Raw genomic sequence first — 15,145 nt, 5'->3', positions numbered from 1 at the left:
CCGTATTTGGGCGGTCAGCCGGTTTGTCCTCTACCGTCGGCGTGACGCCGGGCGCCATAGCGCTTGCGCGACGGTCGGAAGGAGACGGCCATGCAGTACGGCCCCGCGGTGCGCCGACGTAAGCTCGGCGCCGAACTGCGTGCCCTGCGCGCCCGCGCGGGCCTCACGAGCGGTGAGGCGGCCCGCCTCGTGGGCTGGCATCAGTCCAAGGTGAGCCGGATCGAGACCGGCCGCAGCGGGGTCAAGCCCGCGGACGTGCGGCGGCTCCTGGACGCGTACGACGTCCGGGACCCGGAGCTGCACGAGTTACTCGTCGTGCTGGCCGGCTCGGACGACGACGGCCGGCACCACTGGTGGCACGCCTATCGGGGCCTCCTGCCTGCGACGTACAGCGATTTCATCAGTCTGGAGTCGCAGGCGGGTGCCATGCGCACGCTGGAGAACTCCGTGGTCCCCGGCCTCCTCCAGACGCCGGAGTACGCCCGCGAGGTGACGCGGGCCGCGGTGGGCGGGGCGCACGACGGCAGGGTGGACGCGCTGGTGGAGGTACTGGTGAAGGTGCGCCTCGCGCGCCAGGACGTACTGCGTTCGAACACACCGCTCCGCCTGAGTGCCGTTCTCGACGAGGCGGTGCTGCGGCGGACCGTCGGCGGACCAGAGGTGATGGCACGGCAGTTGGAGCGGCTGCGGGAGGCCGCGCACCTCCCTCACGTGCGGATTCAGGTTCTTCCCTTCGGAGTCGGGGCTCACGTCGGAGTCACCGGGCCCTTTGTTATTTTTTCGTTTACGAACAGATCTGATCTGGATGTGGTTGTTCTCGACCACTTGACGAGTAGCCTTTATCTCGAACGGAGAGAAGACCTCCAGTCGTACGAGGAGGCCTTCAACTCCCTTCAGGGCCTCGCCCTTTCGCCCGGGGACACGTTGGACTTCATCGCCGGTGTAGCTGACGGCGCATAAGGAGGCACCATGCCCGCCACGCCTCGGTACGTACCTTTCAGCAACCGTCCCAGCGCTCATCTGCACGGTGTGCGGTGGCAGCGCAGCAGCCGCAGCACGGGAATGAACAACTGCGTCGAGACGGCCCGGCCGGACTTCGGCCCGTGGGCCGGACTGCTCGCGGTGCGCGACTCCAAGAACGCGTCGGGGCCCGCCCTCCTCTTCGCCCCCGCGGCCTGGGAAGGCTTTGTCAGCGCGCTTCGATGATCACGCCGACGGCCCGGTCGAGCTGTCCGTCGGTGAGATCCGCGCGGGCCGTGAGCCGCAGCCGTGAGATGCCGTCCGGGACCGACGGGGGACGGAAGCAGCCGACGGCCAGACCCGCCGCACGGCACTCCGCGGCCCAGCGCAGCGCCTGCTCCGGGGAGGGGGCGCGCACGGAGACGACCGCGGCGTCGGGCCGTACGGCTTCGAGCCCCTCGGCCGTCAGGCGCTCGTACAGCGTGGTGGCCACTGCACGCGCGCGTGCGGCCCGTTCCGGTTCCCGGCGCAGCAGACGCAGGGCCGCCAGGGCGGCGCCCGCCGCCGCGGGGGCCAGACCCGTGTCGAAGATGAAGGTGCGGGCCGCGTTCACCAGATGGTCGATGACGTGGGCCGGTCCCAGGACGGCACCGCCCTGGCTGCCGAGCGACTTCGACAGGGTGACGGTGGTGACGACGTCGGGCGCGCCCGCGAGTCCCGCCGCCCACGCGGCGCCCCGCCCCCCGTCGCCGATGACACCGAGACCGTGCGCGTCGTCCAGCACCAGCGCCGCGCCGGACCTGCCGGACTCACCAAGCGCACCGGACTCACCGGACGCACCGGACTCACCGGATTCGCCCGCTTCCCGGCAGGCCGCGGCCAGTGCCGTCAGCGGGGCCGCGTCGCCGTCCACCGAGAAGACCGTGTCGGAGACGACGATCGCGGGCCCGGTCCGCGTGTCCAGCGCCTTGCGGACGGCGTCGGGATCGGCGTGGGCGACGACCTGCGTGGTGCCCCGCGCGAGCCGGCAGCCGTCGATCAGCGAGGCGTGATTGCCCGCGTCGGAGACGATGAGCGAGCCGTGCGGCGCCAGCGCGGTGACGGCGGCGAGATTGGCCGCGTACCCGGAGGAGAAGACGAGGGCGGACTCGAAGCCGCAGAACTCGGCCAGTTCGCGTTCGAGTTCCGCGTGCAGTTCCGTGGAGCCGCTGACGAGCCGGGAGCCGGTGGCGCCGCCTCCCCAGGTCCTGGCTGCCCGCGCGGCGGCCTCCGTGACCTCGGGGTGCCGGGCGAGGCCCAGATAGTCGTTCCCGGCGAGGTCGAGGAGCGCGGAGTCGGCGGGGCGCGGGCGCAGGGTACGGACGAGTCCGGCCCGGGTGCGCGCCCGTGCCTGCTCGTCGATCCACTCGAACGGCGATCGGGCCATATGTCCTCCGGCCATGAGGTGGGGGTGGGTGCGGGTGTCCCATGGGGCCCCGACACACGACTTTCCGCCCGGCCGTCCCCACTGTCCTGTGCAGACCCTGCACAGCCGCCTTTTGTAGGCAACGCACAGACCCTAGCCGGACCACCAGCCACCCATGGTGTGGCAATGCCCACACGTCGACCGCTCTCTGTTGTCTGGTTCCTCCTTGGCCCGGCGCGGTCGGATAGGCCAGGATCGGACCTCATGGACCTGCTGAACACGCTGCTGGACAAGGGGCTTCGGCGCGAGCTGCCGACCCGCGACGAGGCACTGGCCGTGCTGGCCACCTCCGACGACGAACTCCTCGATGTGGTGGCCGCGGCCGGCAAGGTACGCCGCCATTGGTTCGGCCGACGGGTGAAACTCAACTACCTCGTCAACCTCAAATCGGGCCTGTGCCCCGAGGACTGCTCCTACTGCTCGCAGCGGCTCGGTTCGAAGGCCGAGATCCTCAAGTACACCTGGCTGAAGCCCGACCAGGCATCCCAGGCCGCGGCGGCCGGGCTGGCGGGCGGCGCCAAGCGGGTGTGTCTGGTGGCGAGCGGACGCGGTCCCACCGACCGTGACGTCGACCGGGTCTCGGACACCATCAAGGCGATCAAGGACCGACACGAGGGCGTCGAGGTGTGCGCGTGCCTCGGGCTCCTCTCGGACGGCCAGGCCGAGCGGCTGCGCGACGCGGGGGCGGACGCCTACAACCACAACCTCAACACGTCGGAGGGGACGTACGGGGACATCACCACCACCCACACGTACGCCGACCGCGTGGACACGGTCCAGAAGGCGCACGCGGCGGGTCTGTCCGCCTGCTCCGGTCTGATCGCGGGCATGGGCGAGAGCGACGAGGACCTCGTCGACGTCGTCCACGCGCTGCGGGCGCTCGACCCGGACTCGGTCCCGGTCAACTTCCTGATCCCCTTCGAGGGCACCCCGCTCGCCAAGGAGTGGAACCTCACCCCGCAGCGGTGTCTGCGCATCCTCGCGATGGTCCGGTTCGTCTGCCCGGACGTCGAGGTGCGTATCGCGGGCGGCCGTGAGGTCCATCTCCGTACGATGCAGCCCCTCGCCCTGCATCTCGCCAACTCGATCTTCCTCGGCGACTACCTCACCAGTGAGGGCCAGGCGGGCCAGGCCGACCTGGACATGATCGCGGACGCCGGTTTCGAGGTGGAGGGCACGGGCGAGGTGACGCTCCCGGAGCACCGGGCCACCGCGCATGCCGGATGCGGCTCGCACACGGACGCGGACGCGGGGTGCGGCTCGCACGAGGGCGCCGGCCGCGGTCCCTGTGGCTCGGGCGGCACGGAGCGGGCCCCGGGACAACAGGCCCCGGAACCGGTCTCCGCGGCGCGTACGGACCTGGTCTCGGTACGCCGCCGGGGCGCCGGAACGGATCTCGCGCCCAATGCCTGATCTGCCCGCGCCCGGCGTGGGCATGGCTGCCGATCAGGTCCGTGAGCTGCTCGATCTCGACCGGCGGCACGTCTGGCATCCGTACGGGCCGATGCCCGGCCGGCAGGAGCCGCTCGTCGTGGAGTCGGCGAGCGGGGTGCGGCTGCGACTGGCCGGTGGAGGCGACGGGACCGGCGAACTGATCGACGGCATGTCTTCCTGGTGGTCCGCGATCCACGGATACAACCATCCGGTCCTCAACGAGGCGGCGCGCGACCAGCTCGGACGGATGAGCCATGTGATGTTCGGCGGGCTCACGCACGAGCCGGCCGTCCGCCTGGCGAAGCGCCTTGTCGACATGTCACCGCAAGGACTTGAGCATGTCTTCCTGGCCGACTCCGGCTCGGTGTCCGTCGAGGTCGCCGTCAAGATGTGCCTGCAGTACTGGCGTTCGCTCGGCCGCCCTGGCAAGCAGCGCCTGCTGACCTGGCGCGGCGGCTATCACGGCGACACCTGGCAGCCGATGTCGGTGTGCGACCCCGAGGGCGGGATGCACGAACTGTGGCAGGGCGTGCTCCAGCGACAGGTCTTCGCCGACGCGCCACCGGTCGCGTACGAGGAGGCGTACGCCGATCACTTGCGTGCGCTGATCGAGCGGCACGCGGACGAGCTGGCGGCGGTGATCGTGGAGCCGGTGGTGCAGGGCGCGGGCGGGATGCGGTTCCACTCCCCCGCCTATCTGCGGGTGCTGCGCGAGGCGTGCGACGCTCATGACGTGCTGCTCGTCTTCGACGAGATCGCGACGGGCTTCGGGCGTACCGGGGCGTTGTTCGCGGCGGAGCACGCAGGGGTCACACCGGACGTGATGTGCGTCGGCAAGGCACTGACCGGCGGGTATCTGACGATGGCGGCCACGCTGTGCACCTCGCGGGTCGCGGAGGGCATCTCGCGGGGCGAGGTACCGGTCCTCGCCCACGGCCCGACCTTCATGGGCAACCCCCTGGCCGCCGCCGTGGCCTGTGCCTCGATCGACCTCCTCCTCGGCCAGGACTGGCGGAGCGAGGTCAAGCGTATCGAGGCGGGGCTGCGGGACGGTCTGGCGCCGGCGGCGGAACTGCCCGGTGTCCGGGACGTACGCGTGCTCGGGGCCATCGGGGTCGTGCAGTTGGACCACGAGATCGACATGGCGGCGGCGACCCGGGCGGCGGTGCGCGAGGGCGTGTGGCTGCGCCCGTTCCGGGACCTCGTCTACACGATGCCGCCGTACGTCACCGATGACGCCGACCTGGAGCGGATCACGGCGGCCGTGTGCGCGGCGGCACGGGAGGGTTGAGATGACGGTATGGGTGATCACCGGGACGGGCACGGAGGTCGGGAAGACCGTCACCACGGCCGCCGTCGCCTCGGCGGCCGTCGCGGCGGGGCGGTCGGTGGCCGTGCTCAAGCCCGCGCAGACGGGCGTGCTGCCGGGTGAGCCCGGGGACGCCGAGGAGGTGGCGCGGCTCGCGGGGGCGGTCACGGCCGTCGAACTGGCCCGCTATCCCGAGCCGTTGGCGCCCAACACGGCGGCCAGGCGGGCCGGTCTCGCGCCGGTGCGGCCCGAGCAGGTGGCGGAGGCCGCGGGCAAGCTGGCCACCGAACACGACCTCGTGCTGGTGGAGGGCGCGGGCGGTCTGCTCGTACGGTTCGACGACGAGGGCGGCACGCTCGCGGACGCGGCGCGGCTGCTGGGGGCTCCCGTGCTGGTGGTCGCGTCCGCCGGGCTCGGGACGCTCAACACGACGGAGCTGACGGGGCGGGAACTGCGGTACCGAGGGCTCGACCTGCTCGGTGTCGTCATCGGCAGTTGGCCGGACGAGCCGGATCTGGCGGCCCGTTGCAATCTCGCGGATCTTCCCGTGGTGGCGGGGGCGCCGCTGCTGGGCGCTCTGCCGGAGGGCGCGGGCCTGGTTCCGACCGCGGCGTTCCGTGCCACGGCGAGCGGTTGGCTGGCGCCACGGCTGGGCGGGACGTGGGACGCGGACGTGTTCGCGTCCGAGCATGCGGGGGCCTGAGGGGGTTTGGCCCGGGGGTCGGGTGCGGCTCCGGTGGGGTGGGGGTGGGCCGCGGACGAGGAACACCCCCCGGCAGGCCGCCTCACCCCTCCGAGGCCAACAACCTCACCAGCTCAATCCGGGATCGTATGCCGAGGCGGGTGAACACCCCGCGCAGGTGATGGTCGATGGTCCGCGGACTGAGCAGCAACCGGGCCGCGATCTCCCGGTTGGTGGCCCCCTCGGCAGCCATCCGCGCCACCGTGAGCTGCTGCGCGGTCAGCAGACCGGCCATGCCGGGCGCACCGGCCGAGGACCGGACAGGCGCACCCAGCGCCCGCAACTCCGCCCGTGCCTCGGCCGCACAGTGCGGCGCCCCGAAGTACTCGAAGGCCTCCAGGGCACTGTGCAGCCGGTCCCGCGCCTCCGTCCGCCGCCGCAGCCGCCGCAACGCACCGCCGAACAGCAGTTCCGTACGCGCCCGTTCGAAGTCACGGGTACCACCCGCGTGCAGGTCGAGAGCCGTCCGGTAGTGGTCGGCGGCCTCGTGCCCGGTCGCCAGCAGGGCCCGGCAGCGGGCGCTCAGCGCGAGGTCGTCCGCGCTGCGCACGACACGGGCCCAGCGGTCGTAGTCGGCGTGGGCCCTGCGCGCGACCCGGGTGTCGCCGGTGCGGACGGCGGCTTCCACGTAGTGCGGGGTGGCGAGGTGGCGGACGGCCCGGTGCCCGTGCCCGGGGCCGAATCCGGCGAGCGCGCGCAGCCGGGACGCGGCTGCCGCGTAACGGCCCGTGCTGAGATCGAGGAAGGCGAGCGCCCACAGGGCCAGCGCGGCGGGCAGCCCGAGGCCGTGCTCCAGGGCGTGCGCGCGGGCCACCTCGGCGCGCGCCCGGCACAGTTCCTCGTCGCCGGTGACGGCCGCGAACATGGCGAGGGCCGCCTGGAGGTGGCAGGCCCCGTTGTCCTGTCCGGTGGCGTACGCCTGTCGCAGAGCCTCCAGCGTGGCGGCTGAGGCGGATCGCGGGCGTCCCGTCCAGAACTCGGCGTACGCCCGGAACTCCATGGCCTGCGGAACGGTCGCGGGTTCGCCCATGGCACGGGCCGAGGCGGCGGCCCGGACGGCCGCGGACGCCGCGCGGGTGTGGTCACCGAGCAGCAGCGCGGCGATGGAGGAGTGGATCAGCGTGGTGGGGTCGCCGCCGGACCCGCGGCGTCCGGCGGTCGCTCGCAGCAGGTCGCGGGCGTCCTCGTACCGGCCCTCGAACGCGGCGGTCAGTCCACCGAGTGTGCCGGGTGCCGCGATCCCGAGCCGGGCGGCGACGGCGGCGACCTCCCGGCAGCGGCGCAGGTCACCGGTGTAGATGGCGGCTTCGGTGGCACGTGCCACCAGGTGCGCGGCGAGGTCGGGAACGGCGGGGCGGGCCCCGCGGGCGTCGGCCGCGCCCACGGCCGGCGCATCTGCCACCGCACGGCCGCCCGTACTCGACTCGGCGCACCGCTCCACCGCCGCGAGCAGCGCGTCGAACGCCTCCGAGGCGTTCTCCGCGCGTAGAGCGAGCACTCCGCTCATGCCGTCGACGTCCCCGTGAGCGGCCAGGCGGCGGGCCCGGTCGCCGTCGCCGGAGCGCCAGGCGTCGGCGGCGGCCCGGGCCAGCAGGCGCGGGCGGTCACGTGGGTCCGGGGTCAGGGCGGCCGCCCGTTCGAGGAGCCCGCAGGCGAGGGCGTGTTCACCGGCGGCGCGCGCCTCGTGCGCCGAGGCGCGCAGTTCCGCCGCGAGGCGCCGGCTGGGGCCGAGCGCCGCGGCGGCCCGGTGCCAGGACCGGCGGGGCGCCTCGCCCTCGCCGCGCAGCACCCGGGCGAGAAGGCGGTGCGTCTCGCGGCGGTCGACGGCGGACGCCGTCTCATAGGCGGCGATACGGGTCCAGGGGTCCCGGAACACGACCCCGGCGGAGGTCGTACGGGCGAGCCCGGCCGCCTCCGCGTCGTCGAGGAGACCGGTGTCCAACCGGGCCGCGGCGACCGCCCGTTGATAGGCACGCGTGGCGAACGGGTGCTGGTCGGCGGCCGCGATCAGCAGCAGGCGCCGGGTGGCCGGGACGAGCGAGCGCAGTTCGGGGCGACGGGAGCGCAGCAGGCCGGGTACCGCACCGACGGGGTCGGCCGGAAGCGGTTCGAGACCGGCCCTCTGACGCTCACCGAGGGCCGCCGCGAGTTCCGCCGCGGCGAGCGGATCACCGTGCGCGGCGCACAGCACCCTGGCCCGGACACCCTCGGACAACGGCGTTCGCGTGTGGGTCCGCGAGGCGTTGTCCGGTTGTTCCGGAACGTTCATCAGGGGCGGTGGCGAAAGGTGCGGGAGAGGCGGGGGGTTCACCGAGGTCACCACGCCGCTCACGTTACTGGCGAGTCAAGTGGTGCGTAAAGACCGGTGCTTTCATCGATGCGGCGCGCGTAGATTCCACCGGACACTCCTGACGAACCCACCCCCGTCAGGAGGCGTCATGACCCGCCGCATCCGCACTGCCGGCACGGTCTTCGCAGCCGCGCTCGCGTCGCTGCTCATGTTCCTGTCCCTGCCCGCTTCCCCGGCCCACTCGGCCACCCACGACCCCGTCGTCCTCGTGCACGGACTGAGCAGTTCGTCGAGCAGCTGGGACGACTGGGTCGCCGACTTCGAGGCCGACGGCTACACGAGTGCCGAGCTCCACTCCTGGTCGTACGACTGGGGCCAGTCGAACGTCACGACCGCCCAGCAGCTGGCCACCAAGATCCAGAGCGTACGTTCCCAGACAGGCGCGGCCAAGGTCGACCTGGTCGTCCACTCCATGGGCGCGCTGAACTCCCGCTACTACCTCAAGAACCTCGGCGGCACGGCGTACGTGGACGACTTCGTCTCGACGGCCGGCGTCAACCACGGGACCACGACGGCCGGTTGGTGCCAGTGGCTCTACACGTCGTGCGCGCAGATGTACACGGGCAGTTCGTTCCTGACGTCGCTCAACTCGGGGGACGAGACGCCCGGCAGTGTCTCCTACGCCAGTTACTGGTCGAACTGCGACGACGCACTGACCCCCGACACCAGCGCGATCCTCAGCGGCGCCACCAATGTAGAGGTCGGATGCGTCTCGCACACCGACATGAACAACGACTACGGCGTCTACGAGCAGGTGCGGGACTTCATAGCCTGACGTCCCACGAGTCCGTCCCGTGGCCCCGCTCGACCGGGGCCGCGGGGCGGGCGTCAGGCGTCCGTGGGCCGGGCCCCAGCGGTAATCCGCGGCGGCGGACGGGTGAGCGAGCCCTTCCGGGGGGACAATCGCGGTAGGTCCACGCCCCAGGGGGAGGCCCCATGCGATCGCGCGGCTCCAGCACCGCCCAGACCGGCGCACTGTCCACGGCTCCGGTGCACCATCCGCTGTTCGCCCGCTTCTACGCCCGGCTCAGTGTGGCGGCCGAGCCGACGATCGGCGTCCACCGCGAGGAACTGCTCGCCGGACTCTCCGGCCGGGTCATCGAGATCGGTGCGGGCAACGGACTGAACTTCGCCCACTATCCGAGCACGGTCTCGGAGGTCGTCGCGATCGAACCCGAGCGCCGGCTGCGGCAGTTGGCCGTGACCGCGGCACTCCGCTCCGACGTGCCCGTCGACGTGGTGCCGGGGGTCGCGGAGGCCCTGCCGGTCAAGAGCGAGGCGTTCGACGGGGCCGTGGTCTCACTGGTGCTGTGCAGCGTACGAGATCTGCCGCGGGCCCTCGCCGAGATCCACCGCGTGCTGCGTCCGGGCGGTGAGCTGCGCTTCTTCGAGCACGGCAGTGGCGGCGGCCGGGCGATGGCGGCCGGACAGCGCCTCCTCGACCGCACGGTGTGGCCACCGCTGTTCGGCGGCTGCCATGTGGGCCGGGACCCGGTGGGCGCGATCCGGGACGCGGGGTACGAACTCGGCCCTCACCGGCGGCTGCTGGTGCCCGAGAAGGGGCCGCGCACGCCCAGCTCGTACTGCGTACTGGGCACGGCTCGCCGCCCGTCCACCTCCTGAGGCCGCTCCGACGGCCGCTCTGACGGAGGGGCCGGTCGGCGGGCAGGTCGGGCGAGGCCGGTCGGCGGGCAGGTCTCAGAGAGTCCACTGGCGCAGCTCGCGCGCGATGTCCCGCACCGTGGCCTCGCCCGTCTTGACCAGTCCGGCCAGGTCCCGGACCTGCTCGGGCGAGGTGACGACCTTCAGGCCGCTGGCGACGAGGTAGGCGTAGGCGACGGCCATCGCGAACATCGCGTTGGAGCGCTCCAGCGCCGGGACGTGCAGCAGGACCTGGAGCAGTGCGGCGGCGCGGGCGTGCGGGCTGTCGTACACGGGGACGCCGAAGATCTCGGCCTCGTGCCGGCCGACCGCGGCGACCAGGGCACCCCAGTCGACGACCTGCGGGTCCCCAGGTGTCTTGTGCTCGGCGACCATGAGGAGCCAGGCGAGGTCGACTCTGATGTTCAGTGGTTCGTTCAAAGGCTCAGAAGGCTCAGATGGTTCGTTTGGTTCGTTTGGTTCGTTTGGTTCGTCTGGTTCGTTCAAGGGCTCAGCGACGGCCTTCCCGGTCCGCACCCCGGTCCGGCGCCCGGTCCGTACCCCGGCCGGTCGCCCGGTCGTTACCGAACTCCTCGGTGAAGACGGACTCGTACTGCTTCATGAAGTCGGCGGCGGCCTCGACGAAGGTGTGGCCGGCTTCCCCGGTGTCCTGCCTGACCAGTTCCTCGATGTAGCGGTTGACGCTCATCCCGCGAGCCAGGGCGCGCTCACGCGCGGCCCGGGCGGTGCCCTCGTCCACGCGCACGTTCAGCTGGGTCTTAGCCATACTTCGAAGCTAGCGCCGAAGCGCTAGCAAGGGCAATAGGGGCCGAGCCACCGGGCACCCCCTAAGGGTGCCCCCTACATGAACCCTGAGGTGACCGACCTGCGACGGAGAAGACCCGGCACTTCGGGGGGATACCGGGTGTGCCCCGGATCACACTAGGCTCGCCGCGGACACCGGAGTCCGACCACGGGGAGGCGGTCTTGTCCACAGCAGCTGCGGAGCACGCCCTCGGGCGTGCGGGCCCTGAGGAGACAGCGGCCCGCGCCCGAGGTCTGACGAAGGCGTACGGGTCGGGTGAGACGACCGTGCTCGCCCTCGACTCGGTCGACGTGGACATCGCGCGTGGCCGCTTCACGGCGGTCATGGGTCCCTCGGGATCCGGGAAGTCCACTCTGATGCACTGCCTGGCGGGGCTCGACTCCGTCTCGGCCGGACAGGTGTGGCTGGGCGACACCGAGATCACCGGACTCAAGGACCACGAGCTGACCCGGCTGCGGCGGGACCGGATCGGCTTCATGTTCCAGTCGTTCAACCTGATCCCGACCCTGAACGCGGCGGAGAACATCACACTGCCCATGGACATCGCGGGCCAGAAGCCCGACGAGAAGTGGCTGAACCAGGTCATCGACCAGCTCGGCCTGCGCGACCGCCTCAAGCACCGGCCCGCGCAGCTCTCCGGCGGTCAGCAGCAGCGGGTGGCCTGCGCCAGGGCGCTCGCCTCGCGTCCCGAGCTGATCTTCGCGGACGAACCCACCGGCAACCTCGACTCGCGCGCCGGCCTGGAGGTGCTCGGCTTCCTGCGGGACGCCGTCGACGAGCTGGGGCAGACCGTGGTCATGGTCACCCACGATCCGGGCGCGGCGGCCCACGCCGACCTGGTCCTCTTCCTCGGGGACGGGCGGATCGTGGACGAGATGGCCCGGCCCACGGCCGACGCGGTGCTGGAGCGCATGAAGAGGTTCGACACGATCCGCGGGACGTCCGAGACATCCGCAACATCTGAAACGTCAGAGGGGGACGCCGGCACCGACCGTAAGGGCGTTCCCCACCAGGGCATCGCCCCCGACCGGGACTGAGGCAGGCCGTCGTGCTGAAGGCGACACTCCGGAGTTTCCTCGCCCACAAGGGCCGGCTGCTGCTCTCGGCGCTGGCCGTCGTCCTGTCCGTGGCGTTCGTCGCGGGCAGCCTGATCTTCTCGGACACGGTCAGCCAGACCTTCGACCGGCTCTTCGCGTCCACCTCGGCCGACGTCACCGTGAATCCGAAGGAGGATCTGAAGTCCCAGATACCCTCCGGGGCCGTCGAGACGGTGCCCACCAACCTCGTGGACCGGCTCGCGAAAGTCGACGGGGTCGCCCTCGCGCGTCCGGACGTCTCCGTCGAGAACGTCACCGTCGTCGACGAGGACAACGAGTCGGTGGGCCCGACCACGGGCGCGCCCACCGTCGCCGCCGACTGGTACGTCACCGACCGCAGCCCCGTGACACTGACTTCGGGGCACGCCCCGCGCGGGCCCGGCGAGGCGCTCCTCGACGCGGACACCGCCGACAAGAAACACGTGGACATCGGTGATCCGCTGACCGTGATCGCGCAGCCCGGGTCGTTCAAGGTGGAGGTCGTCGGCATCGCGACCTTCAAGACCACCAACCCCGGCGCCGCACTCGTCTTCCTCGACCCGGCCGTCGCGCCCGACAAGCTGCTGGGCCGGGGCGGGGTCGCCACCAGTATCCAGGTGGACGCGGACCAGGGACTGACCGACGCGCAGCTCAAGCGGCGTATCGCCACGGAACTCGGCGCCGGGACCTACGAGTTGGAGACCGCCGACGAGCAGGCCGAGACGGCCGCGTCCCAACTCGGCGGATTCCTCGACGTGATCAAGTACGTGATGCTCGGCTTCGCGGGGATCGCGGTGCTGGTCGGAGTCTTCCTGATCGTCAACACCTTCTCCATGCTGATCGCCCAGCGCACGCGCGAACTGGGCCTGTTGCGCGCGCTCGGCGCCGACCGGCGGCAGGTGCGCCGGTCCGTGCTCACGGAGGCGGTCCTGCTGGGACTGGTGGGGTCGACGCTCGGCCTCGCCACCGGCATCGGACTCGCCTTCGGGCTGATCAAGCTCATGAGTGTGTTCGGCATGAACCTGAAGACCACCGAGATGGTCATCGGGTGGGGGACGCCCGTCGCGGCGTACGTCGTCGGGGTGGGCGTCACCTTCGTCGCGGCGTACCTGCCGGCCCGTCGGGCGTCCACGGTGTCGCCGATGGCCGCGCTGGCGGACGCCGAGATCGCCGGTGTGGGACGGCCGTTGCGGGTACGGGCCGTCGTGGGGGCGATCGTCGGAGCGCTGGGCGCCGCCGCGCTCGTGGGCTGCGCGACGGCGACTCAGACCTCGTCCGCCGCCTCGCTGCTGGGCCTCGGTGTCGTCCTCACCCTCATCGCGACGGTGATCGCGGGGCCGTTGCTCGTCCGTCCGGTGATCCGGGTCCTCGGCGGGTTCTTCCCCGCCGTGTTCGGTTCGGTCGGCCGGATGAGCCAGCGCAACGCGCTGCGCAACCCGCGTCGCACGGGCGCCACCGCGGCCGCCCTGATGGTGGGTCTCGCCCTGGTCGGCGGGATGTCCGTGGCGAGCGCGTCCATGACCAAGTCCTTCGACGAGCAGATCGACAAGACGCTGGGCGCCGACTTCGTGGTGCAGAACGCCAACTTCATGCCGTTCCCGCAGGAGATCACCGGGAGGGTGATGGCCACGGAGGGCGCGGGGCTCGTCGTACGGCAGCGGTTCGCGCCGGTCGCCGTCCGGCTGCCGGACGGCGACCGCGTCGAGACGACCGCGTCGGCCTACGACCCGGACCTCGACGAGGTCGCCCGCATCACCTACGCCGAGGGGGACACGGCCGCCGCGCTCGGGGCCGGGAACATCGCGATGGACGCCGGCTTCGCCGAGGACCACGACGTGCGGGTCGGCAGCACGGTCCCCGTCGAGTTCCCGGCCGGGCGGAGGACCGAGCTGAAGGTCGCGGCGCTGACCGATCAGGACGCCGCGGAGGGCTTCGGAACACAGGGCGGGCTCTTCCTCGGCTTCGCCACCATCGAGGAGTTCGTGCCGGGCGGCCAGGACTCCGTGCTGTACGTGAACGCGGCCTCGGGCGCCTCCGCCGACACCCTGCGCGCCGACCTCGACAAGACACTCGACCCGTATCCGCAGGTGCAGGTACGTGACCTGGCGGACTACAAGAAGCTGATCCACGACCAGATCGCCGTGCTGCTCTACCTGGTGTACGCCCTGCTGGGGCTCGCGATCGTCATCGCGGTGCTCGGCGTGGTCAACACCCTCGCCCTGTCGGTCGTGGAGCGCACCCGCGAGATCGGGCTGCTGCGCGCGATCGGACTCGGCCGGCGGCAACTGCGCCGGATGATCCGACTGGAGTCGGTGGTGATCGCCGTGTTCGGCGCGGTCCTCGGGCTCGCGCTCGGGCTCGTGTGGGGCGTGTGCGTGCAGCAGGTCCTCGCCCTGCAGGGGATGAAGGCGTTCGCGATCCCCTGGACCACACTCGTCGCGGTCGTCGTGGGCTCGGCCGTCGTAGGCATCGTGGCGGCCCTGCTCCCGGCACTGCGCGCGTCACGGATGAACGTGCTGGCCGCCATCGCGCACGAGTGAGGGGGCGGGGGCGGGGGCGCCGGCACATGGATGCGGGGCGCGCCCCGGACCGGCCCTGTCCGGCCCTGCCCGGCGGCCCTGCCCGGCTTCCGGGCCGGGGCGCGGACGCACGGGCGCACGGGCCCGACCGCGGACCTGGGCGCGGACCTGGGCGCGGGGGTCCGGACGCGGAGGCGCGGGTTCGGGGCGGGTATCGGAGCGCCGGCCCGGCGGCGGTGTCGCGGGCGCGGGTGTCACGGGCACGGGCACGGGCGCGTGGGCACCGGGTGTGCACGTCGATGGCGTGTGTGCGTCCGCGTGCGTGTCCGTATCGTGGAATCCGGTGTCCATGTGCGGCGCCCGTGATGGGATCGGCGCATGAGTGATCTTCGGATACGAGCCGCCGTGCTCGACGACCTCGACGCCGTCCTCGCCTTCTGGCGGACCGCCGCCGAGGGCACCAGCATCAGCGACGACCGGGACGGCGTGGAGCGGCTGATCGTCCGCGACCCCGAGGCGCTGGTCCTCGCCGAGCGGGACGGGGAGCTCGTGGGCACGGTGATCGCCGGTTTCGACGGCTGGCGCTGCCATCTGTACCGGCTCGCGGTGGACCCGGCCCGGCGCCGCCAGGGCATCGGCTCGGCGCTCCTGGCCGCGGCCGAGGAACGGTTCGTACGGCTCGGCGGGCGCCGCGGCGACGCGATGGTGCTGCGACGCAACGAATCGGCGCACCATGCATGGCGCGCTGCGGGGTATGCGCCGGAAGAGCACTGGCGGCGTTGGGTCAAGCCGCTGGTCGAGTGACACCCCAGGAAAGGTGTGA

Annotated in this window: 14 protein-coding genes; 10 read left to right on the top strand and 4 right to left on the bottom strand. The window is 72.2% G+C overall.

Annotated elements, in window-relative coordinates; genetic code table 11:
• Positions 1–90 precede the first annotated feature (90 nt).
• Positions 91–960 (top strand): helix-turn-helix domain-containing protein, encoded by an 870-nt coding sequence (locus ACIOKD_RS22720; protein ID WP_402086810.1) that lies wholly within the window; start codon positions 91–93, stop codon positions 958–960.
• Between the two features lie 9 nt (positions 961–969).
• A complete protein-coding gene (locus ACIOKD_RS22715; protein WP_402086807.1) occupies positions 970–1,206 on the top strand; it encodes a DUF397 domain-containing protein in 237 nt (78 codons plus the stop codon).
• Here ACIOKD_RS22715 and ACIOKD_RS22710 read toward each other — a convergent pair.
• Positions 1,190–2,386 (bottom strand): 8-amino-7-oxononanoate synthase, encoded by a 1,197-nt coding sequence (locus ACIOKD_RS22710; RefSeq protein ID WP_402086805.1) that lies wholly within the window; start codon positions 2,384–2,386, stop codon positions 1,190–1,192. The genes ACIOKD_RS22715 and ACIOKD_RS22710 overlap by 17 nt on opposite strands.
• A 243-nt stretch (positions 2,387–2,629) precedes the next feature.
• Between ACIOKD_RS22710 and bioB the strand changes: the two genes are divergently transcribed.
• From bioB to bioD, 3 genes are read left to right on the top strand one after another with little or no spacing between them, the layout of a single operon-like run.
• Positions 2,630–3,838: a biotin synthase BioB gene (gene bioB / locus ACIOKD_RS22705; protein WP_402086803.1), complete on the top strand. Its 1,209-nt coding sequence runs from the start codon at positions 2,630–2,632 to the stop codon at positions 3,836–3,838.
• Positions 3,831–5,150, top strand: coding sequence for an adenosylmethionine--8-amino-7-oxononanoate transaminase (locus ACIOKD_RS22700; protein ID WP_402086800.1), 1,320 nt, complete (start codon positions 3,831–3,833; stop codon positions 5,148–5,150). The genes bioB and ACIOKD_RS22700 overlap by 8 nt, the downstream gene beginning before the upstream one ends.
• Before the next feature lies 1 nt (position 5,151).
• Positions 5,152–5,871: a dethiobiotin synthase gene (gene bioD, locus ACIOKD_RS22695; RefSeq protein ID WP_402086797.1), complete on the top strand. Its 720-nt coding sequence runs from the start codon at positions 5,152–5,154 to the stop codon at positions 5,869–5,871.
• Between the two features lie 82 nt (positions 5,872–5,953).
• On the opposite strand, the gene ACIOKD_RS22690 is transcribed toward bioD, so the two are convergent.
• Positions 5,954–8,179 carry a LuxR C-terminal-related transcriptional regulator gene (locus ACIOKD_RS22690; protein ID WP_402086795.1) on the bottom strand — a complete coding sequence of 742 codons (2,226 nt, stop codon included), beginning with the start codon at positions 8,177–8,179 and terminating at the stop codon, positions 5,954–5,956.
• A 169-nt stretch (positions 8,180–8,348) separates the two neighbouring features.
• Between ACIOKD_RS22690 and ACIOKD_RS22685 the strand changes: the two genes are divergently transcribed.
• A complete protein-coding gene (locus tag ACIOKD_RS22685; RefSeq protein WP_402086792.1) occupies positions 8,349–9,035 on the top strand; it encodes an esterase/lipase family protein in 687 nt (228 codons plus the stop codon).
• A gap of 161 nt (positions 9,036–9,196) precedes the next feature.
• Complete coding sequence (locus tag ACIOKD_RS22680) at positions 9,197–9,883, top strand: class I SAM-dependent methyltransferase (protein WP_402086789.1); 687 nt, start codon at positions 9,197–9,199, stop codon at positions 9,881–9,883.
• 75 nt (positions 9,884–9,958) lie between these two features.
• Here the strand turns inward: ACIOKD_RS22680 and ACIOKD_RS22675 are convergent, their stop codons facing one another.
• Together ACIOKD_RS22675 and ACIOKD_RS22670 are read right to left on the bottom strand one after the other, a co-directional pair.
• On the bottom strand, positions 9,959–10,297 hold the full coding sequence (locus ACIOKD_RS22675) for a fic family toxin-antitoxin system, toxin component (RefSeq protein WP_402087039.1): 339 nt from the start codon (positions 10,295–10,297) through the stop codon (positions 9,959–9,961).
• A gap of 115 nt (positions 10,298–10,412) precedes the next feature.
• Positions 10,413–10,688 (bottom strand): toxin-antitoxin system HicB family antitoxin, encoded by a 276-nt coding sequence (locus ACIOKD_RS22670; protein WP_402086786.1) that lies wholly within the window; start codon positions 10,686–10,688, stop codon positions 10,413–10,415.
• A 200-nt stretch (positions 10,689–10,888) separates the two neighbouring features.
• Between ACIOKD_RS22670 and ACIOKD_RS22665 the strand changes: the two genes are divergently transcribed.
• From ACIOKD_RS22665 to ACIOKD_RS22655, 3 genes are all read left to right on the top strand, one after another.
• Positions 10,889–11,764, top strand: a complete 876-nt coding sequence (locus ACIOKD_RS22665; protein WP_402086783.1) for an ABC transporter ATP-binding protein — start codon at positions 10,889–10,891, stop codon at positions 11,762–11,764.
• 11 nt (positions 11,765–11,775) lie between these two features.
• Complete coding sequence (locus tag ACIOKD_RS22660) at positions 11,776–14,343, top strand: ABC transporter permease (protein ID WP_402086780.1); 2,568 nt, start codon at positions 11,776–11,778, stop codon at positions 14,341–14,343.
• A gap of 357 nt (positions 14,344–14,700) precedes the next feature.
• Positions 14,701–15,126 (top strand): GNAT family N-acetyltransferase, encoded by a 426-nt coding sequence (locus ACIOKD_RS22655; RefSeq protein WP_402086777.1) that lies wholly within the window; start codon positions 14,701–14,703, stop codon positions 15,124–15,126.
• The last annotated feature ends 19 nt before the right edge of the window (positions 15,127–15,145 follow it).

The organism is Streptomyces sp. NPDC087844 (genome assembly GCF_044742785.1).
Classification (GTDB): Bacteria; Actinomycetota; Actinomycetes; order Streptomycetales; family Streptomycetaceae; genus Streptomyces.
The sequence above is the reverse complement of the archived record's forward strand: the minus strand, read 5'-3'. Positions and strand labels throughout refer to the sequence as shown.